General features: G+C 45.5%; 27 protein-coding genes, 1 tRNA gene and 1 other annotated feature. Of the genes, 13 read left to right on the forward strand and 15 right to left on the reverse strand.

The genetic code is table 11. The features are described from left to right. Window positions 1-409 precede the first annotated feature (409 nt). Genes DWW70_RS10675 through DWW70_RS10685 form a run of 3 tightly spaced genes read right to left on the reverse strand, consistent with a single transcriptional unit; the run spans window position 410 to window position 3769 of the window. Window positions 410-1105 (reverse strand): CvpA family protein, encoded by a 696-nt coding sequence (locus DWW70_RS10675; protein ID WP_118649836.1) that lies wholly within the window; start codon window positions 1103-1105, stop codon window positions 410-412. Between the two features lie 18 nt (window positions 1106-1123). Beyond that, the gene (locus DWW70_RS10680; protein ID WP_055224246.1) at window positions 1124-2413 is read right to left on the reverse strand and encodes a DUF5711 family protein; all 1290 of its coding nucleotides are present in this window, start codon (window positions 2411-2413) and stop codon (window positions 1124-1126) included. A 57-nt stretch (window positions 2414-2470) separates the two neighbouring features. After that, entirely contained in the window at window positions 2471-3769 is a 1299-nt protein-coding gene (locus tag DWW70_RS10685) for a LysM peptidoglycan-binding domain-containing protein (RefSeq protein WP_117551330.1), read from the reverse strand. 249 nt (window positions 3770-4018) lie between these two features. Between DWW70_RS10685 and yyaC the strand changes: the two genes are divergently transcribed. After that, complete coding sequence (yyaC, locus tag DWW70_RS10690) at window positions 4019-4570, forward strand: spore protease YyaC (RefSeq protein ID WP_015533411.1); 552 nt, start codon at window positions 4019-4021, stop codon at window positions 4568-4570. On the opposite strand, the gene DWW70_RS10695 is transcribed toward yyaC, so the two are convergent. Next, the gene (locus DWW70_RS10695) at window positions 4571-5683 is read right to left on the reverse strand and encodes a hypothetical protein (protein WP_118649837.1); all 1113 of its coding nucleotides are present in this window, start codon (window positions 5681-5683) and stop codon (window positions 4571-4573) included. Window positions 5684-5978: 295 nt separating this feature from the next. On the opposite strand from DWW70_RS10695, the gene DWW70_RS10700 reads away from it, so the two are divergent. Then, entirely contained in the window at window positions 5979-6392 is a 414-nt protein-coding gene (locus DWW70_RS10700) for a CBS domain-containing protein (RefSeq protein ID WP_118649838.1), read from the forward strand. Between the two features lie 84 nt (window positions 6393-6476). Here DWW70_RS10700 and DWW70_RS10705 read toward each other — a convergent pair whose 3' ends face one another. Together DWW70_RS10705 and DWW70_RS15010 are read right to left on the reverse strand one after the other, a co-directional pair. After that, a complete protein-coding gene (locus DWW70_RS10705) occupies window positions 6477-8141 on the reverse strand; it encodes a 2-isopropylmalate synthase (protein WP_118649839.1) in 1665 nt (554 codons plus the stop codon). 49 nt (window positions 8142-8190) lie between these two features. After that, window positions 8191-8461: a binding site (T-box leader), on the reverse strand. A gap of 75 nt (window positions 8462-8536) precedes the next feature. Beyond that, the gene (locus tag DWW70_RS15010; protein ID WP_015533415.1) at window positions 8537-8686 is read right to left on the reverse strand and encodes a hypothetical protein; all 150 of its coding nucleotides are present in this window, start codon (window positions 8684-8686) and stop codon (window positions 8537-8539) included. A gap of 175 nt (window positions 8687-8861) precedes the next feature. On the opposite strand from DWW70_RS15010, the gene DWW70_RS10710 reads away from it, so the two are divergent. Then, window positions 8862-9536, forward strand: coding sequence for a uracil-DNA glycosylase (locus DWW70_RS10710; RefSeq protein ID WP_118649840.1), 675 nt, complete (start codon window positions 8862-8864; stop codon window positions 9534-9536). Window positions 9537-9554: 18 nt separating this feature from the next. After that, entirely contained in the window at window positions 9555-10163 is a 609-nt protein-coding gene (locus DWW70_RS10715) for a histidine phosphatase family protein (protein WP_118649841.1), read from the forward strand. Between the two features lie 60 nt (window positions 10164-10223). Here the strand turns inward: DWW70_RS10715 and DWW70_RS10720 are convergent, their stop codons facing one another. Beyond that, entirely contained in the window at window positions 10224-10847 is a 624-nt protein-coding gene (locus DWW70_RS10720) for an HD domain-containing protein (protein WP_242992738.1), read from the reverse strand. 167 nt (window positions 10848-11014) lie between these two features. On the opposite strand from DWW70_RS10720, the gene DWW70_RS10725 reads away from it, so the two are divergent. The 5 genes from DWW70_RS10725 to DWW70_RS10745 all read left to right on the forward strand — a co-directional run bounded on the left by DWW70_RS10725 (window position 11015) and on the right by DWW70_RS10745 (window position 15403). Continuing rightward, a complete protein-coding gene (locus DWW70_RS10725) occupies window positions 11015-13159 on the forward strand; it encodes a Tex family protein (RefSeq protein WP_118649842.1) in 2145 nt (714 codons plus the stop codon). Window positions 13160-13238: 79 nt separating this feature from the next. Continuing rightward, on the forward strand, window positions 13239-13508 hold the full coding sequence (locus tag DWW70_RS14780; RefSeq protein WP_133300884.1) for a spore coat associated protein CotJA: 270 nt from the start codon (window positions 13239-13241) through the stop codon (window positions 13506-13508). Window positions 13509-13510: 2 nt separating this feature from the next. Beyond that, window positions 13511-13774: a spore coat protein CotJB gene (locus DWW70_RS10735; protein WP_022216733.1), complete on the forward strand. Its 264-nt coding sequence runs from the start codon at window positions 13511-13513 to the stop codon at window positions 13772-13774. Beyond that, on the forward strand, window positions 13774-14397 hold the full coding sequence (locus tag DWW70_RS10740; RefSeq protein WP_015533421.1) for a manganese catalase family protein: 624 nt from the start codon (window positions 13774-13776) through the stop codon (window positions 14395-14397). Before DWW70_RS10735 ends, DWW70_RS10740 begins: the two co-directional genes overlap by 1 nt. A 58-nt stretch (window positions 14398-14455) precedes the next feature. After that, window positions 14456-15403, forward strand: a complete 948-nt coding sequence (locus tag DWW70_RS10745) for a DMT family transporter (RefSeq protein WP_055224250.1) — start codon at window positions 14456-14458, stop codon at window positions 15401-15403. Here the strand turns inward: DWW70_RS10745 and DWW70_RS10750 are convergent. Then, a complete protein-coding gene (locus DWW70_RS10750; protein ID WP_118649843.1) occupies window positions 15398-17251 on the reverse strand; it encodes a metallophosphoesterase family protein in 1854 nt (617 codons plus the stop codon). The genes DWW70_RS10745 and DWW70_RS10750 overlap by 6 nt on opposite strands. Window positions 17252-17604: 353 nt before the next feature. On the opposite strand from DWW70_RS10750, the gene DWW70_RS10755 reads away from it, so the two are divergent. Continuing rightward, entirely contained in the window at window positions 17605-19221 is a 1617-nt protein-coding gene (locus DWW70_RS10755) for a CTP synthase (protein ID WP_015533424.1), read from the forward strand. Between the two features lie 92 nt (window positions 19222-19313). Here DWW70_RS10755 and DWW70_RS10760 read toward each other — a convergent pair whose 3' ends face one another. Together DWW70_RS10760 and DWW70_RS10765 are read right to left on the reverse strand one after the other, a co-directional pair. Next, window positions 19314-19940 (reverse strand): HAD family hydrolase, encoded by a 627-nt coding sequence (locus tag DWW70_RS10760; RefSeq protein WP_055147963.1) that lies wholly within the window; start codon window positions 19938-19940, stop codon window positions 19314-19316. 19 nt (window positions 19941-19959) lie between these two features. After that, entirely contained in the window at window positions 19960-20280 is a 321-nt protein-coding gene (locus DWW70_RS10765; RefSeq protein WP_022216728.1) for an ArsR/SmtB family transcription factor, read from the reverse strand. A gap of 191 nt (window positions 20281-20471) precedes the next feature. Here DWW70_RS10765 and DWW70_RS10770 point away from each other — a divergent pair, with 191 nt between their 5' ends. Then, window positions 20472-20669, forward strand: a complete 198-nt coding sequence (locus tag DWW70_RS10770; RefSeq protein WP_015533427.1) for a DUF378 domain-containing protein — start codon at window positions 20472-20474, stop codon at window positions 20667-20669. A 55-nt stretch (window positions 20670-20724) separates the two neighbouring features. Here the strand turns inward: DWW70_RS10770 and DWW70_RS10775 are convergent, their stop codons facing one another. From DWW70_RS10775 to DWW70_RS10790, 4 genes are read right to left on the reverse strand one after another with little or no spacing between them, the layout of a single operon-like run. Beyond that, the gene (locus tag DWW70_RS10775; RefSeq protein ID WP_015533428.1) at window positions 20725-21675 is read right to left on the reverse strand and encodes a CPBP family intramembrane glutamic endopeptidase; all 951 of its coding nucleotides are present in this window, start codon (window positions 21673-21675) and stop codon (window positions 20725-20727) included. Between the two features lie 4 nt (window positions 21676-21679). Then, the gene (locus tag DWW70_RS10780; protein ID WP_015533429.1) at window positions 21680-22060 is read right to left on the reverse strand and encodes a RidA family protein; all 381 of its coding nucleotides are present in this window, start codon (window positions 22058-22060) and stop codon (window positions 21680-21682) included. A gap of 41 nt (window positions 22061-22101) precedes the next feature. Further along, on the reverse strand, window positions 22102-23151 hold the full coding sequence (locus tag DWW70_RS10785; protein ID WP_330423964.1) for a CvfB family protein: 1050 nt from the start codon (window positions 23149-23151) through the stop codon (window positions 22102-22104). A 35-nt stretch (window positions 23152-23186) separates the two neighbouring features. Beyond that, window positions 23187-23906 carry an acyl-[acyl-carrier-protein] thioesterase gene (locus DWW70_RS10790; protein WP_015533431.1) on the reverse strand — a complete coding sequence of 240 codons (720 nt, stop codon included), beginning with the start codon at window positions 23904-23906 and terminating at the stop codon, window positions 23187-23189. A gap of 146 nt (window positions 23907-24052) precedes the next feature. Between DWW70_RS10790 and DWW70_RS10795 the strand changes: the two genes are divergently transcribed. After that, window positions 24053-24125: transfer RNA gene (locus DWW70_RS10795), tRNA-Gln, on the forward strand. Between the two features lie 219 nt (window positions 24126-24344). Here the strand turns inward: DWW70_RS10795 and DWW70_RS10800 are convergent. Further along, complete coding sequence (locus tag DWW70_RS10800; protein ID WP_015533432.1) at window positions 24345-25196, reverse strand: amidohydrolase family protein; 852 nt, start codon at window positions 25194-25196, stop codon at window positions 24345-24347. 143 nt (window positions 25197-25339) lie between these two features. Here DWW70_RS10800 and DWW70_RS10805 point away from each other — a divergent pair, with 143 nt between their 5' ends. Continuing rightward, entirely contained in the window at window positions 25340-26080 is a 741-nt protein-coding gene (locus tag DWW70_RS10805; RefSeq protein WP_015533433.1) for an N-acetylmuramoyl-L-alanine amidase family protein, read from the forward strand. Window positions 26081-26133: the final 53 nt, after the last annotated feature.

The raw sequence follows: 26133 nt of genomic DNA on the forward strand, positions 1-26133 counted from the left end.
AAAAGTTTGTAAATCCTATGTCAGAAATCATACTAGCTTGTATTTTTTCCTAACCATCTTTACTGTTATTGGTTTGTTGGATCTTTCGATCCGACGTTCTTGAAATTCTTTTTTGGAATTTCAGGGTTGTCATGTTGTTAATTTTTCAAGGTTCTTTGCGTTCTCGCCTCTCAGCGACAACTTCTATATGTTATCACGTTTGAAGTTCTTTGTCAACAACTTTTTTATCTTTTTTCAAGACCTTTTCGGTTGCTGATGTTCGACCTCTTCGGCGACAACTTCTAAATACTACCACACCGAAGTATGTATGTCAACAACTTTTTTCATTTTCTTTATCAACATATTCCAGTGACAGAAGAAGAAAATCGCTATTGATTTATGCCGGTCACAACCAGCAAGTGAAACTATACTAAATATCTCCCAATATGTCAATAACTATTTTCAAAAAAATGTTTTTATCGTACAGATATGTGAGAGCCTTGCTGTCGTGTACCATTTCCAGCATCTGCGAAGCCACTGAGAATGCTGACAAAAACGTTATGAGAACCATTGCGATCCATATACACAACACAGCCTGTGCAACGCCAAAAACAAGTCCTCCTGCTTTGTCCAGTCCACCGACCACGGGGATACCCGACAGAACATGCGATAACGCAAGAGCTATCAGCACGAGCAGCAGCACCACAAATATGGTTAACAGATAAGACAGTCCGTTCATGACCATATCTGCGAGATAATCCACAACATATGCCACATAGTCTCCGATCGCCTTTCCATTTATCTTGTCTCCGCCGTTACTGCGTATGTAGTTCTTCACGATCTCCGGCAGTTCTGTATGTTCTAGATAATCTTCTTTCTCATAGACAGATACACTTTCACTGATATCTTCCACTCCTATGCTCTGCTCTACCTTCTGCCTCACGGTGTCTCTGAGTGGTGTATGCTGACAGAGGAACTGGTTTACATACGGATTCAGCACATTTGTCAGGATCACCGCTCCTACTATGCCCACTGCACTTACCGCACTTTTGATGAGACCTCTCCTGTATCCGATAAGGGCGCACAGAAGAATAACCGCCACAGACGCAAGCAACATCAGATTCATATGCGCTTCTCCTTTCTCTTACATGCCCTTGAGGGCAATAGTCTGCGTCTCATTTTCAAATATGACCACATACTCCTCCTCGTTTGAGTCCGGCACAACATTTACAAGATTCTTGGTGAATGAATAATTAAATTTCATACTTCCATTAAACCTGATTATACTGCAGTCCATATCTCCCGTGACTATTATCTCCTCTTCAGTTGCATATATTTTGTCAAATGCATTGTCGTAGTCCACTTCAGCCTTCAGCGCACCCTTGTTGTCATATATATATATTTTGTATTTCGCCTTTGAGGCAGAATCCGAGACAGCAATATAACCCACGCAGGAAGAATTATAGAATACACCCTGCATCTCCCTGGATCCGAGATCTATAACAGCTCTCTCCTCCGGTTTCTCCGTCATAGTGTATGTTCTTATATCTTTATTACCAAAGCATGCAATATTGTCATTATCTGTAAATTTCACGATAGGATACAGTGCATCATCCACTGTATAGCTTCCCATCATACGATCAGCATTCTCATTCTGTCCAACCGAGCTAAAATTGTACATGGCTATCACAGACTGTACCTTTGTACCCTGTATCTTCATATAACTTGTGACCAGCTTCTGTCCATCGTTCGATATGTCTATATCCATAGGGTATCCACTTTTATCTATCGTGGTCTTGAGCTCATAGATCGTGTTGCTGTCCTTATCGTATCCATTGATATAATTGCAGTCTTCTCCCACAAGTACAAGGGTGTACACTCCCTGCTCTGCAATATCAACATTTGAGATGTCGTAAGCGAGAGTCTGACGGCTGACTTCGCCGTCAACATTAAACACATACACATCTTTACCGTTCATATCCGCAACTATCGCGTAGTTTCCGCACACCTCTGCGTGTGGCATCTTCATCGCATAGCTCACATCCCACTTTGTCACGCCTTTTTCATCTATGTAAGATGCACCGTCCTTGGTCACCTTCAGCACATTTCCCGCAAACACCGTGTAATCTGCTATATTGTCACCTGATGTTTCCGTCGCTGACACCACATCATACTGAGTGTATGTCTTTATCGCATTATATCTCAAAAGTGCAGTGACAAGTCCTAGCACAACCACAATTGCTGCGATAGCGAGGAGCATTTTGCCTTTTTTGCCCATGGTACGTTTTACTTCAATGACATTATCCCTGCCATTTGCGAGGCTTTCCTCGTCCATATCATCTTCTGTCTGATTCTGAACTTCCTGTTTTTCATCGTCTCTGCCCGCAGCAATTTCCTTATCCGCAGTTTTTTTATTTTTTGTTAAAAATTTCATATCCGTATTCCTTCTGTTCTTTATTCACTATAAAAAAACATGGTAATTATAGCATTTTTAATCTGTATAGGGAATAACCAATTTCTGACCCTCATATATAGGTTCATCTATCTTCAGGCCATTTACCGCCGCTATACTCTCTGCGCCATCCTGCGTTCCGTACATCTTTATCGATATACTCACAAGAGTGTCCCCCGGTTCAACCACATAGATGCTCTCCGTATCCTCCGGCACAGAAGGTATCTCTGATGTTACAGCTTCATCTGAAACACTGTCCGAAGTGTATTCCGAGCCATACGAAGTTCCCTCCACCGAAGCACTTGTATTCTCCGTGCCTTGCGCCGCTGATATATCCTGCGATCCATTTGCTTTCTGTGCCATCTCTGTATCCTGCACCCCTGCCGCATTCTGAGTTGCCTCCGTGTTCTGTGATCCCGGTGTATTTTTTTGTGTATAGGCATCTCCGGATGCAGCTCCTCCCACTGTTTTCTCAGCACCGGCCATGGTGTCTGCACTGTTCATGAACACCTGAACCTCACCGGAGTGTTTTGCCTTTGTCAGCCTGTCCGTTATCTGCCCCACTGTATCCGGGGATATGTACCACAATGCTCCAAATGACACCGCACATACCGCAACAAAGCACGCCGCGGTTGTACCCCAGCTCCTCTTCTTCCGGTTCTCCGTCTGTTTCCCCCTCTCTCTGAAGTTTTCAACGACCGTCTTATCCTTTATTACCACACTGTCTGTCGCAGATTCCGCAGTCTCACGCTTTCTGCTGATTATGTAGTTCTGCATTTTCTCATTTCTCACATAATATATATAGTATCCCTTTTCCCTCATAAGGGTCCCGTGATCGTAATAATAAAATGCCTCCTCACACTCCAGTGCATCCATAAGGAACAGGATCTTTCCCTCACCCGGGAAATTATCGCGGTGCAGCCTTTTCATCTGATCGTTTATCTCTGCAGAGAAACCCATTCTGGACAGGAACCATCCCACGATCGACAGGTCATCGAAGTATTTGTTTATCTCCGCATATATTCCGCTCCACTCGCTGTCACCAAATTTTATCATGGATATGTCAAATTCAAGATTCTGTGCATCCACTGCGCCGCTGACAAATATCACCTTTGTGCCATTTTCATCATATACTTTTCCGAGAAGTATGGCTCCACGGCAGTTCATATTGCCCGGCGATGCAATTCTCCTCAGATATGTCATTACATAGTCTTCTACATATATCTTGTAATTTCCCGGGGCATTTCCCACCTGTCGTATATTCTTGGGCAGCTCATATTTCACCCTGTCGCTTGACCTCATCATCTCATTTGCTTCATCATATACTATCTCTATCATTCACCCGACCTCCTATACTCTTAAGCATCAGCCCTTACAGCTCCGCCAACGATGCATGAATAATACCATGTTGACAAGACGCTTTTTTAGGAAATCATGTCATTTGATGTGTGTAACTGCGCCCTATATTCCAACCTATTACGACCTATATCTACAGGATCACGTAAATGAGCGCTTTATGAATCTATTGTGTAAACTTTGATAATCTTGGAAATACTCTATACTATAAAACACAGGCAGGGTATTGATATGATAAAAAAGAAGCAGCGACAAACAGAATATTTTAATCCAAATGACATTCTTGCCTGCCGTGCGCTTTCAACCAGAATATCGGATTTTCTGGCAGACAGCGGGCAGCCTTCTGACAGCACCGTGGTTTTATGCATAGGAACCGACCGCGCTACCGGTGATGCTCTCGGCCCTCTGACAGGCAGCTTTCTGACAGAGCACAACTGTCCTTTCAAAGTGTACGGAACGTTAAAAGCTCCGGTTCACGCCCTCAATCTGCGCGATACCATACACCATATATACGACCATTTTGTCTCCCCCGCCATCATCGCCGTCGACGCATCCCTTGGACGTCCTTCAGATGTAGGTATGATCACGCTCTCTAACGCCCCCCTGTACCCCGGAATCGGTGTAAATAAAAAACTCCCGGCGATAGGAGATATCTCCATCACCGGGATTGTAAATCTGTCTGGGAAGCCAGGTATGAGTCTTCTTCAGAGCACCAGGCTGTATACCGTCAGCAATATGGCACGCTTCATCTCTGACGCCATACTGTCATCATCGACACACTGACTAGCTCTCTCCCTTATAAACCTCTATGGCGCCTGACACTGTGCTTGCCGTGCCCTCCTCCATGATCGATATAAGATCAGAGAGTTTCTCTTCTGTGAGCAGATCTTTGCCAAGGAATGTGACATAGCTGTCAGTCAGATGGCTCTGCATATCAGCAAGCTGTGACTCCATGGCATTGATCTTTTCCTCGAGCTGCTTCAGATCCGCCTTAAGTGCGTCGATCTTCGGCTGCCGTCTTCCTGTTATATCATCAGTTATAACCTGTTTTGTATCATTCTCAAATACTTTTATCGCCTCAAGCTTGCGATTGCTTATATCCTCGCGCTCCGCCTCAAGCTCGCTGAGCTTTTCATCATATTTGCCAAGATTATATACACTCTCATCCTTGTCTCTTGTTATCGAGTTTCTGATGATCCTTATCTGCTTGTTGTTGGCGCGGACCTTGTTTCTTATCCGCCTGCCCTCATTGACGATCTCAAGATTCTTTACCTTGGCAAGATTGAACACTATAAAATATATTATAAATTCTGCTATGACGATCGCCTGACTGATCACCACATACGTCAAAGTGTGAACTCCGGTCTGGTATATGGTGTATGAAAGCGCCACGCATACAATCGCCGGTATACATCCGCAGAACAGGAGTATAAGCAGTATAAGCTTAAACACGTCGCCTGCTCCGCACGGAGCGAACATACAGTAGAAGAAGCCCGTATTGCAGAAGCCCGATACATTGTTCTGCTTAAACAGCTCCTTTGCCTTGAGTCTGAGCTGTCTGTTGCTCTCGTTCAGAGAGGCCGTCTCGCTCTCTATTCGGTTGCCCATACGCTCCGTCTTCTTCTTATCCTTTTTCGACTGAAGCTGCCTTATCTTGGCTCCGTTCGCCGAAAGCTGCTGGTCATATCCATCCTCTATCTCATTCTTTCTGTTTTTCAAGGTTGAACTGATCTCATCAGAAAGGCCCTTTTCCTCCTGTGAGATGCTCCTGCTGGTCTTTCTCTGTGCCGTTCTCGCCTGTTCAAGGTTGTCCTGCACATCATCGATAGCCACCACCAGCTCCCTTGCCCTTATAAGATATTCCTGATTCTCCTGGAAAACATTCTCCGATCCCATACAGTCCTCCTTATGTCTCTTATAATAGTGCATATCAAGTTTATAATATCAAATCGCCTACTAATTAACAACATAATTTTGCAAATTCTGACACATCTGACACATTTCGGATTATATTCTGAAAATACTTTCTTATCATGCACCCGGTCACTATTATTTCACAGTAATTTAATTGAACTCATACTGATTATATTTTATAATTATTACATATGGGCGATAAGCAATATTTATGGTATTTATCATTTACAGAATGGGGCTGTAAAATTACAAATTATATATGACAAGGAGAAGCGACATGAACATTTTATTTTTTCTTACACCTAAGAGCGATGTAGCATATATTGAGGACAGTTTTTCACTCAGACAGATACTTGAGAAGATGGAGATACACAGATATTCTGCAATACCGATACTATCCAACACCGGTGAATATGTCGGCACCATAACGGAGGGCGACATTCTCTGGTACTGCAAGCGCAATTCGATGAACGCGCTCAAAACCGCAGAGAACATCTTCCTTAATGATATTCCAAAGAAATTCGAGTACGCCTCCGTATCCATCAGTTCCAACATGGAGGATCTCATAGCCAGAGCCATGGTCCAGAATTTTGTTCCGGTGGTTGACGATCAGAACAAGTTCATCGGCATAGTTACACGAAAGGATATCATCGGTTACTGCTATAAGAAACTTAAGACCAGCGAATCATAAAAAACACCCGGATATGTAAGCATTTTGCCTGCACATCCGGGTATTTTAATGTAATTCAATATATCTTAATCCCTAATTTAATATCTAATTGAGATCTCCTGTTCTGTTGACGGCGCTCACGAGTGCATGTACAGATGCGTCTATGATATCGTCCTTTATTCCTGCGCCCCATGTAACCTTACCATCGGCAGTCTCGACTCCGACATAGGCAACGGCCTGTGAGTTGGATCCTGTCTGAAGTGAATGCTCCTCGTAACATACAACCTTGAACTGTATGTCAAAGTGCTTCTTTATAGCGTTGCTCACGGCATCCAGACGTCCATTTCCCTTGCCATGGTAAACCTTCTTCACTCCATTCTTCAGTATGGTTATCTCTGTGGATATTCCATCTCCCTGTACGAAGTGACTCTCAAGCATCTTGACAGGTCCATCTATATTGACATATGTATTCTGGAATATATCCAATACTTCCTTTGGACTGAGCTCCTTGTGCTCCTTATCTGACACATCCTTTACTGTGTAGCCCAGATCCTCTCTGAACTTTGCAGGAAGGTCAAAGCCGTACTTTGTCTGGAGGATGAATCCAATTCCACCCTTTCCTGACTGGCTGTTTATTCTGATAACATCGCCATCATACTTTCTTCCGATATCCTCAGGGTTAAGAGGCAGATATGGACAGGTCCACATTCCGTCTCCTTGCTCTTTTCTGAACTTCATTCCCTTGGCAATGGCATCCTGATGCGAGCCTGAGAATGCGGCAAATACAAGCTTTCCTGTATATGGTGAACGCTCGTAAACCTTCATTCCTGTAACTCTCTCATACATCTCTGTGAGTGATGGTATATCGCTGAGATCTATCTCAGGGTCAACTCCATGGGTGAACATGTTCATGCAGAGTGTGATCACGTCCACATTTCCTGTTCTCTCACCATTTCCAAATAATGTTCCCTCTATTCTGTCTGCGCCGGCAAGGATACCAAGCTCTGCATCTGCCACTCCACAGCCTCTGTCATTGTGAGGATGAAGTGAAAGGATAATATTCTCCCTATCGTGGAGGTTCTTGCTCATATACTCTATCTGGCTTGCGTAAACATGTGGAAGTGACATCTCGACTGTTGCAGGGAGGTTGATTATAACCTTTCTGTCCGGTGTCGGCTTCCATACATCGATAACTGCGTTGCAGACCTCAAGTGCATAGTCAACCTCTGTTCCGGTGAAGCTCTCCGGTGAATACTCAAAACGATATGGAACGCCGTACTCATCAGCCATCTTGTTGAGCAGCTCTGCTCCATCCACTGCTATCTTAAGTATCTCTTCCTTTGACTTTCTGAACACCTGCTGTCTCTGGGCAAATGATGTTGAATTGTACAGATGTACGATCACGTTCTTTGCACCCTCTATAGCCTTAAATGTCTTCTCTATGATATGTGGTCTTGCCTGTGTAAGTACCTGTATCGTGACATCATCAGGTATGAGATCCTGCTCTATAAGTGTTCGGCAGAACTCGTACTCAGTCTCGGACGCTGCAGGAAATCCGATCTCTATCTCCTTGAAACCGATCCTGACAAGCTCCTTGAAAAATTCCAGCTTCTCATCAAGGCTCATAGGTACGATCAGAGCCTGATTACCGTCTCTCAGATCCACGCTGCACCAGATAGGTGCTTTGTCAATATACTCCTTGTTTACCCAGTCTGTGCACTGTACCGGTGGCATGTAATAGCCACGCTTGTAATTCTGATAATTCTTCATTGATATAACCTCCTACTTAAGCAAAAAAAAACTCACATCTCCTAATCACTATAGAGACGTAAGTTACGCGGTACCACTCTATTTCATACAATAATGTATGCTCTCGTCGCAGATACAGATGAACGATATACTTACCGCCGTCTTATACCCTCCTGCTGTAACGGTCAGGCTCCGTCCCTTCCTACTTCACACGATCATCTGACGTGCCATTCAGCGGGCTGCTCCAAGGCGAGTTCAAATCCTATCGATCACCACCTCACACCAACCGGCGGTTCTCTGAACATCTCCAGAATTCTACTGCTCCTCTTCATCGCATTATCTAGGCTGACTCTAACACATACAAGTGTCAGATGTCAACCCCTTTTCGCTATAATCCTATATATATATTAACAGTTCTACCAGACAATAAATCTCTTGTTCTTGAGAGATCTTCCGCCTGCTGTAAGCATCAGTATACCCACTACAAGACCAGTAACTATCGTTATAACCCCAAGTGCTATGTTGAGTGCTCCAACCTGCTTCATAGTCTTATATGCTTTCTCCATACTCATATGCTCCTTTCTATAAGCCTTTATCAATTCTCAGATATGGTAAGTATATCATGTGATATTGCTTCTTACAACTTAAAACTTGAATTAGTTTATTTTACTTTGCACCCCGCCCGTGATAAAATAACTGTGTTTCGGATCATTATATTTGTATACAAAAAGGAGTATCAATATGCCAGCAATAACAAATGACTGGGCTGAATATCTTAAGCCTGAATATAAGAAACCTTACTATAAAAAGCTGTTTGATTTTGTGGGGCAGGCATACGCAACGGAAACTGTCTACCCACCAGCCGATGATATATTCAACGCATTTCACACAACGCCGTTATCCCATGTAAAATGTGTGATAATCGGTCAGGATCCATATCATGAGCCGGGGCAGGCACACGGTCTGAGTTTCAGTGTGAAACCAGGTGTCACCATACCACCATCGCTCGTCAACATATATCAGGAGCTTCACGATGATCTGGGATGTAAGATCCCCAATAACGGATATCTTGAGAAGTGGGCCGACCAGGGAGTCCTCATGCTCAATGCCGTGCTGACCGTTCAGGCTCACAGAGCCGGTTCCCATCAGGGAAAGGGCTGGGAACAGTTTACCGATGCAGCGATCAGGATCCTGAACGAGCAGGACAGACCTATCGTGTTCATCCTGTGGGGTGCATACGCCCAGAAGAAGGCCGCATTTCTGAACAACCCACACCACCTGATCCTGAAGTCCGCACACCCAAGTCCACTGTCTGTATACAGGGGCTTCTGGGGAAGCAAGCCGTTCAGCAAGACCAACGATTTCCTGGTCGCAAACGGAGTCGAGCCTATCGACTGGCAGATCGAGGACATTTGATTTTGGAGGACTGTACACATGGAGATTTATATTGTAAGACACGGTGAGACCGTATGGAATAAAAAGAAGCTGCTTCAGGGCCGGACTGACATTGAGCTCAGCGACAAAGGACGAGAGCTCGCCAGGATCACAGGAGAAAATCTGAGAGACACACACTTTGATATGGTGTTTTCCAGTCCGCTTAAGAGGGCTTACGAGACAGCCAGCCTCATTGTCGGCGGCAGGGACATTCCAATTGTGAAGAATGACCTCATAAAGGAAATGTGCTTTGGTGACTGGGAAGGGCAGAATATGTCAGAACTTCTGGCAGACGGAAGTCAGGATTTCCAGTATTTCTTCAAGCATCCTGAGCTCTATCATCCGGTTGGAAACGGCGAATCATTTGAGGAGCTCTGCCAGCGGGCGGCCAGATTCATGACTGAGTATGTGGAGCCACTCTCCTCAAAATATTCAAGGATCATGATCGTTGCCCACGGTGCGATAAACAAGGCGATGATGATGCATGTGAAAAAGCATCCGCTCGAGGAGTTCTGGTCAGGCGGACTGCAGCAGAACTGCAACGTGATAATGCTTGACTACTCGGACAACGTATATACGATCATCGATGAGACAAAAATTTTCTATTAGATTATAAATAGATCATAAAAACAAAGAGCGCTGTCCCAGCTTCATCCATGATACAACCTATCATGAATGTTTCAGGTTCAGCGCTCTCTGCACTTCCAGTATCTGCTCTTCTATCTTATCTGCGAGCATATATATCTGTTCATTATATCTTCCATCTATTCTCCGCATAGCCTCGGGAAGGGGATTGAGAATGTCCGTATACGACTGCTTTATCTTCTTCTGTATCCACCTCACATCAGGCATGTAAACTATCGTCCTGAGATTGTGGAGCCTGTCCGCAAGCTTCACGATCACCGTCTGGTATGAGCCTTGGGAAAACAGCCTTCTGGCATATACGGAAAACGGCTCCCCCTGTATCCTGGTCAGAAGTCTCACCTGCTCGCGTATGTCCGCACCAAATGCATTCTCTATATCGTCAAGTGTACATTCTGTATCTTCAACCGTGTCGTGAAGAAGTGCAGTTATAAGGATATCCTCGTCGGTTATCCCACACTCTTCTCTCAGGATATTGTATACGCCAAGTATATGTTCATCATAATAAGGCATCATACCGCCATTCCCACGGCGCATCTGCCCTTCATGAAATGCTTTTGCCATATCCATAGCCTGCTGTATGCGTTCTGAAACCTGTACATCCGGTCCAACCATATCATCAACGCCTTTTTCCAGTGTCATGTCAGCCATCTTCTTATCCCTTTCAGTACATCCCAAACTACACAAAGTATAACATAGCAGCCTTGAATAATCTATCCATTTTTTATATACTTAACAAATGTGCTTCTATTAAATTTTACATTTACAATGAAATATTTTTTACTTTGCACATCACACTTTACAAAAGGAGTATATACATGGACATAATCAAGAAAATTGCTCAGGAGATAGGCTGTCGTGACAGCCAGGTTGAAGCAGCGGTGAAACTCATCGATGAGGGCAACACCATTCCATTCATCGCCAGATATAGAAAGGAAGCCACCGGCTCCCTCAACGACGAACAGCTTCGTCTTCTTCACGAAAGACTTGTATACCTTAGAAATCTCGAGGACAAAAAGGCTCAGGTCATTGCAAGTATAGAGGAGCAGGGAAAACTTACAGACCAGCTCAGGGCGGACATTGAGAAGGCCGAGACCATGGTTCTGGTTGACGATCTCTACAGACCATACAGACCTAAGAGAAAGACAAGAGCAACCATCGCCAAGGACAAAGGGCTGGAGGGACTCGCAAACATCATCATGCTGCAAATGACCAGAACTCCGATAGTCAAGGAAGCTGAAGCTTATGTGTCTGAGGAGAATGGCGTTGCAGACACCAGCGAAGCCATTGCGGGCGCAATGGACATAATCGCTGAAAATATATCTGACACTGCCGATTACAGAACTCACATAAGAGATCTCACCACCAGACACGGTGTGCTGAGAACAACGGCAAAGGATCCAGAGGCCGAATCCGTATACGAGATGTACTACGACTTCTCCACCCCTGTATCCAAGATGACCGGATACAGAACCCTCGCCGTTAACCGCGGTGAAAAGGAAAAGTTCATCACAGTAAAGATCGAGGCACCGGTCAACGACATAATATCATATCTGAAAAAACAGATCATCGTCAGAGACAATCCTGAGACCGAACAGATACTTTCAGACGTGATCGCAGACAGCTACGACAGGCTCATAGCCCCTGCCATCGAGAGGGAGATCAGAAACGCCCTCACAGAGACCGCTGAGGACGGTGCCATCAAGGTATTTGCATCGAATTTGCAGCAGCTTCTCATGCAGCCTCCTATCGCAGGACAGACAGTGCTCGGCTGGGATCCGGCGTTCAGAACCGGCTGTAAGCTCGCCGTTGTGGACCCGACCGGAAAGGTTCTCGACACCGTTGTCATATTCCCAACAGCACCTCAGAAGAAGGTAGCAGAGGCTAAAAAGACTGTGAAGGCTCTTATAAAGAAGTACGGCATAACTCTCATATCCGTAGGAAACGGTACTGCATCCAGAGAGTCAGAGATGGTGATCGCAGAGCTCATCAGCGAACTTGACACACCTGTACAGTACGTGATAACCAACGAGGCCGGAGCTTCTGTATACTCAGCCAGCAAGCTCGCCACCGAGGAATTTCCTCATTTTGATGTTGGCCAGAGAAGTGCTGCTTCCATCGCCAGAAGAGTACAGGATCCTCTGGCAGAGCTGGTCAAGATCGATCCAAAGGCCATCGGAGTCGGTCAGTATCAGCACGATATGAACCAGAAGAAGCTGACAGAAGCCCTGGACGCAGTTGTAGAGGATTCTGTAAATAAAGTCGGTGTCGACCTCAACACCGCTTCTGCCCCACTCATGGAGCACATTTCCGGAATTAACAAGACTCTTGCCAAGAATATCGTGGATTACAGAGAGGCAAATGGACGCTTCAACACCAGAAAGGAACTCCTCAAGGTTGCCAAGCTCGGACCTAAGGCATTTGAACAGTGCGCAGGTTTCATGAGGATTAACGGCGGCTCAAATCCTCTGGACGCCACATCTGTCCATCCAGAGAGTTATGATATAGCCACTGCCCTGCTGAGCCACATCGGCTACACAACCGATGACATTGCATCCGGCAGGCTCAAGGATCTTTCAAAAGCCGCCGGCAACATCAAAAAGCTAGCTGAGGAGCTGGGAACAGGAACGATAACTCTCAACGACATCATAAAGGAGCTTGAAAAGCCTGCCCGTGATCCCCGTGACGAGATGCCAAAGCCGATCCTCAGAGGAGATGTCCTTGAGATGAAGGATCTGACAGAGGGAATGATACTCAAGGGAACCGTCAGAAACGTGATCGACTTCGGTGCATTTGTGGATATAGGTGTTCATCAGGACGGACTTGTCCACATCTCAGAGATGTCCGACAAATTCATAAAGCACCCTCTTGACGTGGTGAGCGTCGGCGACATAGTCCAGGTAAAGGTCATCGGCATAGACCTCGCCAAGAAACGTATACAGCTCTCCATGAAGGGTATCTAACACACAACAAAATACAGTAACATATTTAAGCCTCCGGCATAGTTTATACAGAGAAAACTTATGTGTGGAGGCTTTTATAGTGGAACAAAACAGAAACTGCAGCCGTAACGGCCAGAATCGATGCTACTATAACCAAGGAACCTCTGTTAAATATACCGCCTCATCCGGCTCCAAGCCACGTTCCTGTGAATCCGGCACTGCCCCATCCGCAAGATCAGGCAGGCCCCTTGGAATGGCTTATATCCCTGAACAGCCCTTTGAAAATCTGTACGATGCAAAGTGCGGACTTGTGGAGGGAACCATGTTCAAGGATCTCAATCTGATATTCTGCGGGGTAAGGGGGAAATAGGCATGAATAAAATGAACAAAAAACAGCTTCTGCGCTTTATCACAGAGGTCTCTTTTGCACTTGACGATATTGCGCTCTATCTCGACCTTCATCCCGACTGCACCAAGGCGCTTTCGAGCTATGACAACTATCAGAGCATGCGCACCCAGGCTATAAATGATTACGTGAACATGTATGGGCCGCTGAACAAATATCAGGTCACTGACAACAACTATTTCAACTGGGTCAATGACCCTTGGCCATGGGAAGGAGAGTGTAACTGCTAATGTGGGTTTATGAGAAAAGATTACAATTTCCTATAAATATAAAGGAAACCAACGCAAAGCTGGCTCAGGACATAATCAGTCAATACGGCGGCCCAGACGGCGAAATGAGCGCCTCCATGAGATACCTGTCGCAGAGATATTCCATGCCTGACAAGAAGGTCAAGGCGGCTCTGACCGACATCGGAACCGAGGAACTTGCCCATCTCGAGATGGTTGCGACCATCATTTACCAGCTCACAAGGGATCTGAGCATCGAGGAGATCAAGGCATCGGGCTTTGACAAATATTATATCGACCACACCATCGGCATCTGGCCCCAGGCGGCAGGAGGAATTCCATTTAACGCCTGCGAATTCCAGTGCAAGGGCGACGCGATAACAGATCTTTTTGAGGATATGGCCGCTGAGCAGAAAGCCAGGTCGACCTACGACAACATTCTCAGACTGTGCAAGGATCACCCGGACGTATATGAGCCTATCAAATTCCTGCGCGAGAGGGAGGTCGTGCACTTCCAGAGATTTGGCGAATGCCTTGAGGCTGTAAAAGATACCCTCGATCACAAGAATTTCTATGCATTCAACCCTTCATTTGACACCAAGGCACCTTGTTTAAAGAATAATTGAAAATTAGAAATATCGGTGGTAAAATGATGTCACTTTTAACAAGAGAAGAGGCGGTGTTATGTCAGAAAAACAGATCAACCACTCACAGAGATTCGGAATCATACTGGTTCTGTCATGCGGAATCATGTGGGGCATAAGCGGAGTCCTTGGACAATACGTGTTCCAGTCGTCAGATGTAAATGCCACACAGCTTTCCATAATCAGACAGTTTATATCCGGTGTCGTACTGCTTGTCATCGCCGCCGTAAAGGGAGATAAAAGGGCTTTGACCATATGGTCAAAGCCTAAAAGTGTCATATCTATGCTGTTCTTTGCACTCTCAGGTGTCATGGGCGTGCAGTTCACATACTTCGCTTCCATCGAACATTCCAACGCCGCAACCGGCACAGTGATCCAGTTCACATACATAATCATGCTGCTGTTGTACACAACAATATTCATGCACAAGAGACCTCATATATATGAAGCCGCCTCAGTCGTATGTGCATTTGCAGGTATCTTTCTGATCGCCACACACGGCAGCCTGAATTCCCTTGCCATATCCAGGCCGGCGCTCATATGGGGACTCACCTCAGCGGTATGTTTCACTATATACTGCCTTTATCCTCAGAAGCTCTACAATGAATATGGTCTGGTAAATATCATAGGCTGGTCATCACTCATAGCCTCCATTTTCCTTGCGCTGGTCACGAAAACATTCTCACTGCCTCACATGGATGGAAGGATAATTGCAGCCTCACTTGCGGTAGCCATTGTGGGCTCCCTCATCCCATTTACAATATATGGTCTCGGCATCAGCATCCTCGGAAGCGTGAAGGCGAGTCTATTTGTCACAGTCGAGCCCGTGTCAAGTGCCCTGCTGACGTGGATCTTTCTGGGAACCCAGTTCACCCGCATGGATCTGATCGGTTTTCTCCTGATTCTTGGATCCATACAGGTTGTTGCCATAATGACATTTCACAATGAAAAACACATAGTAAAAGCTGAACAGACCCATCTGTCATGATGAAAGTCCATCCAGTTCATCTATCGCACATCTCATAACCCGGATCTCCTGAAGCTTTTCATCAAGAAGCTTCTCCCGGTGTGTGAGTTTTTCGTATATATCTCTTCTTCGTCCGTCAAGGCTTTGCAGCCCGGTTCTGCGGCTGTGTATCTCATCCCGCTGTGCACAGAGCTTATCAAGTTCCGCCCTGCTTTCCTCAAGCTCCGCTGTCAATCTCTTTCTTCCACTCTTCTTCCTGAGTCCCCAGTATTTTGACAATGCATATCCAATATAGTATGCAAGTCCCGCAGCTCCGACAGCGAAGAGCATCGCATACACAAGTCGTCCGTCCGGGAGAATATTATCCCCCCGTGCGACCAATGCATACATTATAACTATCGACAATATTCCAAGTACCATGAGCGGTACAAGTGCTGTTCTTACTCCAGTCCTTATCCAGCTTCGTCTGTACTCCTTAGGAAGCTCCTCCAGATGACGTCTGAGCGTCGTGATCTCAAGTTCGCTTTTCCGCTCCTGTGCCCATACCGAGTTAAGCTCACCCAGAACATCAGAGCTGACCTCGTAGTCATTTTGCAGGCTCATATATTCCCTGACCGCAGCGTCCGCCTCGTATGTCTGACATTTCATCCTGAGTATCTGTCTGACCTGTCTCAGTGTATCGTGATAAAGCTCCCTGCCCATTTTTCTGCCCGATCTTGCATACAGCCCCGACACCTCTATCATCATGTCGACCGCAAGTTTTATTCCGTCTCTGCTTTCAAGATCGGCTACATTCAGTTTATCGAGCAATCTGCCAAATTCTGTATTTTTGTTGGCTCTGGCGTATTCACTGTAGTCGGATCGTTCAAATCTCTCACCTTCCACCGCCAGGATTCTGTAATCCTTCAGCATGGATGATATATCAAAGTTCTTCTCACAACCTGCCATACGGTTCAGGCATATGGAATATATATTGTCACGTCCCTCAAGCTCCAGGATACCCAGAATGGCCTCCGTCAGAGCACCGTCCCTTGTATCGTTATCCACCGGATAATCAATCCTTTTATATTCTCTGACCGCAGCAGGCACAAACTTAGTCGAAACCACTCCGTCAGACATTTCCCCATATATATATCCATGTGCGCCTGTTGACTCTCTCGACACAGCCTCCGGACTTCCAGAATAATAAGCCTTGCCCGGAATCTTCATCTGATACTTCTGGCGGCCGCCAAACGCAATGTAATTAAATCCACTGGCACGCAGCCTGTTCCAGTCAACCGGCATCCGTCTCCGGTCACCCCCACATGCGATCAGCACATTACACACCGCTTCATCCTGCGGTTCTGCATCATCCACCACCCTGGCATCCATCTTCCTGTCAAAATAGCTCACGCCGTATATATCAACGTCCTTGTCCGGAAAATGAATATGATCCAGTGCCATGGTCGCCTGCTCATCCCTGACCGCTGTGTACCCCATGTCTCCAGTCTGTTTGTCTCCAGTCTGTTTGTCTCCACTCTGTCTTATTCCAGGGCTTCCGATCACACACACACGGGATTTGAAACCATAGTCAAGAAGCGGCGCATCACTTCCCAGATTATCCTGAAATCCAGCAGCATATATGACCACTGTATGCTTTAAGCTTCCAAATATCTCATCAAGCCATGCAAGCTCTTCCTCAGATGGCTGATGGTCAAACAGATTGCCTGCAACCAGAAGAAAATCCACGTCAAGCTCCCCGGCACGTGCCACCACAGCCTCAAATGTCATGTATATTTCGTTTTTCCTCTCGCCGCTCCATACACACTCCCTGTCAGGCAGCGCGCCGAGCAGCACATCGGATATATGTATAAACGTTATCTTTTTCATCAATCTGTATATTCCAATCCCAAGCATGAAAATGCATTATAATCCGTATTTGTTATGTGTGAGCATGACGCACGCCCCACATTTACATACTCTTTTATAATTATATTAGTATATGTCGATACACGCAAGTGCAACGACATAATGTATGTCGTGCACAGGTGCGACAGCCTTCACGCATCAATGCGCTTCATTATTTCATGTCATCTGACCCTAAAACGTTCATTTCAACAGCCAGAGCATTATTTTGCCAAGTTTAATTTGTTTTTAACTTGTTTTTCTCAATTGACTTTTAGATATGGCTTGCTTATAATATGTTAATGTAGTTTTTTGAAGTATTAATGGAGGATATAATTATGGCAGTCAAGTATGTGTTTGTCACTGGTGGTGTTGTATCTGGACTCGGTAAGGGTATTACTGCTGCTTCTCTTGGACGTCTTCTCAAGATGAGAGGATATAAAGTCACAAGCCAGAAGTTCGACCCTTATATCAATATTGATCCGGGAACAATGAACCCTATCCAGCACGGCGAAGTTTTTGTCACTGACGACGGCGCCGAAACAGATCTGGATCTCGGTCACTATGAGCGTTTTATAGACGAAAGTCTCAACAAGAATTCTAATGTAACAACCGGAAAGGTATACTGGAGCATCCTTCAGAAGGAGCGCCATGGTGATTTCGGAGGACACACAGTACAGGTAGTGCCACATATCACCAATGAGATAAAAGACAGATTCTACAGAAATCCCGATGCAAAGGATACTGAGGTAGCGATAATCGAGATCGGCGGAACCGTTGGAGATATCGAAAGCCAGCCATTCCTTGAGGCTATCAGACAGTTCCAGCATGAGGTCGGTCCTAAGAACTGCATCATGATCCATGTAACTCTTATCCCTTATCTGAAGGCTTCAGGTGAGATCAAGACCAAGCCTACCCAGGCGAGCGTTAAGAATCTTCAGGGAATGGGTATTCAGCCCGATATCCTCGTATGTCGTTCCGATCTTCCTCTTGATCAGGGCATCAAGGATAAGATCGCACTGTTCTGTAACGTGCCGAGCAGAAACGTTATACAGAATCTTGACGTGGATGTTCTGTATGAGGTTCCACTTGCCATGGAGAAGGAGCACCTTGCCGATGTAGTATGTGAGTGCCTGGATATGGAATGTCCTCCACCTGCAGAACAGGCATGGCTCGAGTGGACAAGCATGATAGATGCATGGAAGCATCCTGAGAAGAATGTAAGAGTTGCTCTGGTCGGAAAGTACGTATCACTTCACGATGCCTATATCTCAGTAGTTGAGGCATTGAAGCATGCCGGCGTTGCCAACAAGGCAGAGGTTGAGATCAAGTGGGTCGACTCCGAGCTTGTAACAGAGGAGAATGTCGCTGAGATCCTCGGCGATATAGACGGAATCCTTGTTCCGGGCGGCTTTGGCGACAGAGGTATAGAGGGAATGATCACTTCTATCAATTACGCCAGAACACACAAGGTTCCTTACCTTGGACTGTGTCTCGGAATGCAGCTCACGATAGTTGAATTTGCAAGAAATGTACTTGGATATTCAGACGCCCACAGCTCTGAGTTCAATCCAAACTCATTCCACCAGGTAATCCACATCATGCCAAACCAGCACGATGTAACCGATCTTGGCGGTACCCTCAGACTTGGTTCATATCCTTGTGTGCTTGCAAAGGATTCAAAGTCATACCAGTTATACGGTACAGAATATATCCACGAGCGTCACAGACACAGATACGAGGTCAACAATGACTATCGTCAGGCTCTGACTGACAACGGAATGGAGCTTGTCGGACTGTCACCTGACGGACATATCGTCGAGATGATCGAGATTCCTGAGCATCCTTGGTTCATCGGAACACAGGCACATCCGGAATTCAAATCAAGACCAAACAAGCCACATCCTCTTTTCAAAGGATTTGTAGCAGCTGCACTTGAGCATATGGATAAATAATATATAGAGACAGGGAGTATATCAACTGCTGATATACTCCCTGTTTTTCTGTTTATTATGTTTTATAGCAGGTCTGTAAATGACCTTCCGGATCACTCCACCACGTCAAGAAGTTCCGCAAATGTATGGATCTCCGCATCCTTATCCTTCACACTGCCAAACCCGTATGCCGCGTGAATGAACTTTATCCCGGCAAATCTGGCACTGTCGCAGTCGCCCTGGATGTCGCCGACATATGCAGCATCCTCTATTCCATTCTTCTCCATGAGTATCTTTATACTCTCGCCCTTTGATACCTTTGTATCTCCCCAGCAGAGTATATCCTTAAAATACTTTCCAAACCCGTAATAATCAAGAAATGCCTCTATATATCCACTCTGGCAGTTGCTGACTATAAACAGCCTGTGTGATCCCGAAAGCTTCGCAATGGTATCCTCTACACCATCGTACAGAACGCCACCATGTTCACGGAGATACTCGTTCTCATAGTCTCCGCAGGCATCTATAAGCTGAGTCATTCTGTCCTCCGAATACGCTCCGAACAGCTTGTCGGCAATGGCATCCATAGGCATACCCATAACAGATTTGATATCGGCCTCTGTCACCTTCATGTCCACATCAGCCTGTCTTTCGAGGACTTCACTCCAGGACGCAGCCACATTTGCCGCGCTGTCCCACAGAGTTCCATCCATGTCAAATATAAGTGATTCTACCTTCATATTCTACCTCTCGTATATTCTATTCAAGTATATGGTCAACACCCTGTTTGATGATGGTCACAACGTGCTCATCGGCCAGGGAATATATTATATTCTTGCCCTCTCTTCTGCTTTTTATCAATTTGGCCTGCTTCAGCACCCTGAGCTGGTGTGAAATAGCCGATGCATTCATCTCCAGACGCTCTGCGATGTCTCCGACACTCAGTTCCTGCTTAAGCAGGGCGAACATGATGGATATACGTGTCGCATCGCCAAACACCTTGAACAGGTCTGCCAGATCTGCGAGATCCGACTGTTCCAGTTCATAACTGTCAAAAAAAATATTTTTATCTTCTGCCATATCTATGGTCCTTTCTGCTCCCAAACAAGCAACTCACGTGTTCCATTTGAACAAGTATTCATATGTAAATTTACTACACTTACTTTTTTGTGTCAAGTCACCTGAATCTCATGAATATTTAAAATGATAACTGCACACAATTACATCATACTGAAACGCCGCATTTGGCGCGATCATATTGGAGGTCAAAAATGAAAACACTAAATTGCATATGTCTCACACTGACCATAATCGGTGCTATCGTATGGGGCATTATAGGACTGTTCAGCTACAACATAGTGGACGGCATCTTCGGTGCCGGAACTGCATTTTCCAGAATAATCTATACTCTGGTGGGCGTTGCCGGACTGTATGCCATCTCCTTCTACTGGTTACTCAACAGGGATTAACGGCATTAATATGCAAATGCCCGCACCTATAAAAGTGCAGGCATTGTATTACATATCATAAAACAAATTCTGTTATTATCATAAATCCTATGCATACGCACAGTGCCAGAACAAGCGGCACAGATATGATCCTCGGTCTCTTGACCTCAGCGTTCCTGTTTCTTCTGAACATCGCCAGCATATCCATATGCCTTCCATTCAGGTACGCCAACAACACTATCATCGCCGCAGCCGCACACAATCCCATAAATGCAAATGGAATATATATCAATATCGTCTGCTTGAGCTGATCTGCTGCTATTCCCTCAGAAGCCTGTTTCTCCACCATCTGCTTGAGCACGCTGACATGTGATGCTATATAGCTGATGATGACGGATATCTCATTAAAGCAGAAATGGGCATACATGGTCGTAAATATACTTCCTGTCGCCTCGGCAAGAAATCCCAGCATCATTCCCAGAACCATCGCATATGCCATCTGATTGAAATTCATGTGCATGGCTCCGAACATTATTCCTCCTATGATTATAGCCGCCAGTCTGCTGCCATATCTGTAGCTTCCCATTATGACGCCTCTGTAGGCAAGCTCCTCCACGATTCCCGGAGTGACCGCCATGAGAAGTGTTGACACCCACAGCTTATGATTCGACACAAGACCTGTTGCAAGCTCGGTAGTGGCACTCTCCACCCACAGAAGACTTATGGCATTTATGAGTGTCATAAGAGGCTCAAGAGCCACGACGAATGCCGGAACGATGATTATCGCCAGCCAGTGCGTCTTTTTCAGTCTGAGCGTTTCGCGCAGATCACATTTGCTTATAAGAATATATATGATCGTCGGCACGAATATCATGCTCTGGCTCAGGATCAGATTCTGAACCATGGTTATATGTGAGCCGATATTCGTCTTCCACAGTATCATAACAACACACAGATACACACATATCAGCGACAGGAAAAACCATGACGCTCCGTGTACCTTTCTCTGAACATTGTCCTGTCTCATACGCTTACTCTACTGTAGCGATGGCTTCTATCTCTATAAGCACATCCTTAGGGAGTCTTGCAACCTCCACGCATGAACGTGCAGGGAAATCACTTGTGAAGAAGTCCTTGTAAATATCATTTATCTTGCCAAAATCATTCATATCCTTGATAAATACTGTTGTCTTCACTACCTTATCCATAGATGAGCCTGATGCCTCTATGAGATTCTTGAGATTGCCGATTGCCTGTCTTGCCTGTACAGTGACATCTCCCTCAACCAGTGTATTTGTCTCAGGATCGATAGGTATAACTCCTGATGTAAAAAGCATTCCATTCACGAGAACCGCCTGTGAATATGGTCCTATTGCCGCTGGTGCCTTTGGTGTACTTATTATTGTCTTCATGTTTTGTTCCTCCTGTTTTTACTATTATATATGATGAACTATTACTCCTCATCCATCTCGCTCAGCTCCGCCATGAGAGCCTTTCTGTTGTTGCGCCTTCCGCCATTGCTTCTGGTAAATTTCACAGTGCCTTTTCTGTCTGGCACGGGCTCCGGTGACCGTCTGGATACCGGCTTCTTCGTCTCAGGCTTTGCACGCTTCACAACATCGGCTTTGGTTGTTCCTTTTTTCGCAAGCTCTGCCCGCTCTTCCTCGGACAGTATCTCAATGTTCTTCTCTGTGATCCTTATCTTACCGTCCTTGAGGAGCTTGCCAACCGCCGTCTTAAATGCTCTCTTGCTTATTCCAAATTCCTTCTCTATCACCTTTGAATCTGCCTTGTCATTGAACGGGAGCACTCCATTATATGAATCAATGATATTCAATATCATCTCTGCATTCTCCCTGATCTGCATCTTTATCGGCTTCTGCATGGTGAGGTTCAGCTTGCCGTCTTCCCTGACTGACGCAACCCTGCCCTCAACGTGGTCGCCGGCATATATGGCACTGTGTATCTCCTTCTTCGGGATAAGTGCTGAATATTTGTTGTCCACAGCGACAAATGCACCATACTCGGAGCTGTACTCTATAACTATTCCCGATATAGCATCTCCCTGCTTATATGGGGAATTGCTGCTCAGATACTCATAAACCTTCATGGACACACACAGTCTGTCCGATTTGTCAGTGTACATTCTGACCAGATATTCATGGTTCTCTCTCACCGGGCCAACCTGCTCCTTAAACGGAAGCAGAATATCCTTTTCAAGTCCCCAGTCCATGAATGCACCGATCTTGGTAGTTCCCACACACCTGAGAACAGCCATCTTACCCATAGTTATATATGGAACATTCACAGTTGCAATGAGTCTGTCGTCAGAATCCCTGTATATGAACACGTTGATGTGCTCGCCTGTCTTTATGCCATTCGGAACCTGCTTTCTCGGAAGAAGCACCTCACTGTCAGAATCCTCACATCCAAGATACACACCAAATTCCTTTTCTCTCTTTACTATAAGATCATTCCATTCGCCTATCTTTATCATCGTCATACCGTCCTCTTAATTTTTTCTGTCGACACAGTATATCATATATCCTTACTGCTCCGTTCAAACTGGACAACACACCTTGTCCTGTCCTCTTCATCTGCCAGGATTATCTGAACATATCTGTCGTCAATAAACCTCTTTACTACTATAACATCATCTTTCACATATTGCATCTTATATTCCGCTCTGACTGCAATAATATCCGCAACATCATCCACGTATTCCTGGGCAAGAGCAATATACGCTTCATTATTCATATGATTGTTGGAGTCTATCTGATAAGACATGACCTTTCTGGTATCTATAGTCTCCGCATCGCCCAGCAGTTTTACCTTGCGCGGCGCATACTCCATGTCTATGGCAGGCTCCATCGGATATGCGTCTGACACCTCTTTGTCTATCTTGACAGGTCTCAGCCTCTCGGTGTCCATATAGCTCCAAATGGATGCCGCCTTAACTATGCGTTCTCCATTCTCGTCCAGTATATCTATATTTCTGAATCCCAGAGATGCCTTGAAATCATATGCCCACGTCCTGACCTTGATCTTCTCTCCCATCGCAGGATATCTGACCACCTCTATCTGCCAGGAAACCAGGAACCATGCTCTGTGGTGTTCTGCCAGATAATCCAGCCCTATGCCGACCTCCTCCGACTGCAGTATAGCACAGTCCTGGAAATAGTTCGCTATGGTCGCCATGTTGGATATCTTATTTCCACCAGTCTCACTATACCTGACTATCGCTTCATATGAATACATTACGCCACCTCCATGATGCTCATTTTACTATAATTTTATACCCTATTTAGAGGGCTATCGCAAGGTGAAAAATTTTTTTGAAATTTTTTTAAAAAAGTGCTTGCATTATTCTGAGCTTTAGTATATACTACCATTTGTTGAGGCAATGGGCTATCGCCAAATGGTAAGGCACTGGACTCTGACTCCAGCATTTTCAAGGTTCGAATCCTTGTAGCCCAGCTACTAAGACTTGAGATTTATCTCAAGTCTTTTTTATTTTATAAACCGCTTCATATAATGATACTTACAGTGGGCAGTCCGCTCCACAGCACATAAAAAAGACATGTCGTTAGGCTCCGACATGTCTTTCGTGTATTACTATCTGTGAAAAATTTCATTGGCGTAACAAAAATGTAACACATTTTTAAAACATTATCAATAGGTTTTCGCGTATTTTTTCTAAAAATTCAATTTCAATCCAAGCAATTTTCGCGCATTATTCTCAAATATATTGTTTTTGTCCACATCTTCCAGATCAAGGGCCTCTATGTCCGCACATGACTGTTCCTGATCAGACCATGGGCTGTCCGTTCCGAACAGGATCTTGTCAGACCCGTGAGCTGCCACTATCTTCTTAAACATGTCACCATCAAGAAGCTGCCATCTGTGCGATGCCCCCTCCCGCCAGTCTATCTGTCCATAGGAAAATGCCGTGTCAAAATACACATCTCTTCCGCAAAGTCTGTTCAGCACGTCATCCCACATCTGCCATCCACCCATATGGGCAAGCACAAGCTTGTCAGGCCCAACCTCATCCAGCACCTCCTCCGCCATTGCAGGAGTGCAGTGAGTCACATCAGGAAGTCCTATGTCTGTTCCCGCATGTGTCACCACGATAAGCCCAAGCTCTGTGGCATAGCTGATTATCCTTTTATATCTTATATCGTTGAAAAAAGCCCCCTGGTAGTCAGGATGGATCTTTATCCCCTTCAGACCTTTGTCGCATATATCCCTGAGTATCTCTTTGTAATTGTCATTGTCGGGATGTATCCCTCCAAACGACCACACATGTGTCTCTGAAAAGCGCTCATTCTCCTCAACTGCGAATTCATTTATATGCTTATATTGTTTCGGAGACGTTGCCACCGGAAGTACCACAGACACATCCACATGTCTGCTCCTCATGTCATTCTCCAGTCCGTCAAGTGTGCCATCCGAATGTGCCCTTGTACCGGATCTGCTCTCCAGAAGCCCTACCGTCTTGGCTGCTATCCTGTCGGGATACGTGTGTGTGTGAAAATCTATTATCATAAATATTCCTCCTGTACATTTATACTGCGTAAGCGCAGAACACCTCTGCTGCGGCCATGCTGTTCACGTTCTCCATATCCCCAGTTGAAAAACATCGGATTTTGAGGTATCTTTATCAAAGATATTTCCACGAAGGAGAAAACATGAGCAAACGAAAAAAGAAAATGACGCTGAAACAGATGCGTTCCCTCGTCGTCTTTTTGGTCGCCATAAACATCATACTATTATTGTGCATACTTGTCATGGGATTTTTTCTGGCAAAGGCACAGATCACCAAGGGGAAAGGACAGACTGTCATGCTCCAGAAGGCCAACGACACATACACGGTGTGTGTGGATGCTGGTCATGGAGGAAGCGATGTAGGCGCTGTGGGACTTGACGGAAGCTACGAGAAGGACGACAATCTCCGTCTTGCGCAGGAGGTTGCCAAAGCCCTGAAAAAGAGCGGCGTCAACGTCATAATGACCAGATCCGACGACAGCGACACACAGCTCGACTCCCGTTCAAAGATAGCAAACAAGGCCAAGGCTGATATCTTCGTTTCGCTACACCGCAATTCAACAGCCAACCCAAACACCACAAAGGGCATTGAGATATGGATACACAGCTCAGGATCTGAGCGCAGTTATGCGGCCGCAGATGACATTCTGAGCAATCTCGAGGAAGTTGGTATAACCGCCAACCGAGGGGTGCGAATCGGAACCCAGGGAGACAGCGATGATGACTATGCGGTCATCAGAGACACCGATATGACAAGCATGATCGTTGAGATGGGCTTCATGACCAACCAGGACGATCTGGACTATTTCAATGAAAATCTTGAGAACTACGCCAAGGCAATATCCAACGGTGTGGTTCAGTGGCTGAACGATTATGTCCAGTAACGCCGGACATATCATAACATTTGAATAATTCCATAAAAAAATAACACATTGAG

It is taken from the genome of Coprococcus sp. AF16-5 (assembly GCF_003479365.1).
Taxonomy (GTDB): domain Bacteria; phylum Bacillota; class Clostridia; order Lachnospirales; family Lachnospiraceae; genus Coprococcus; species Coprococcus aceti.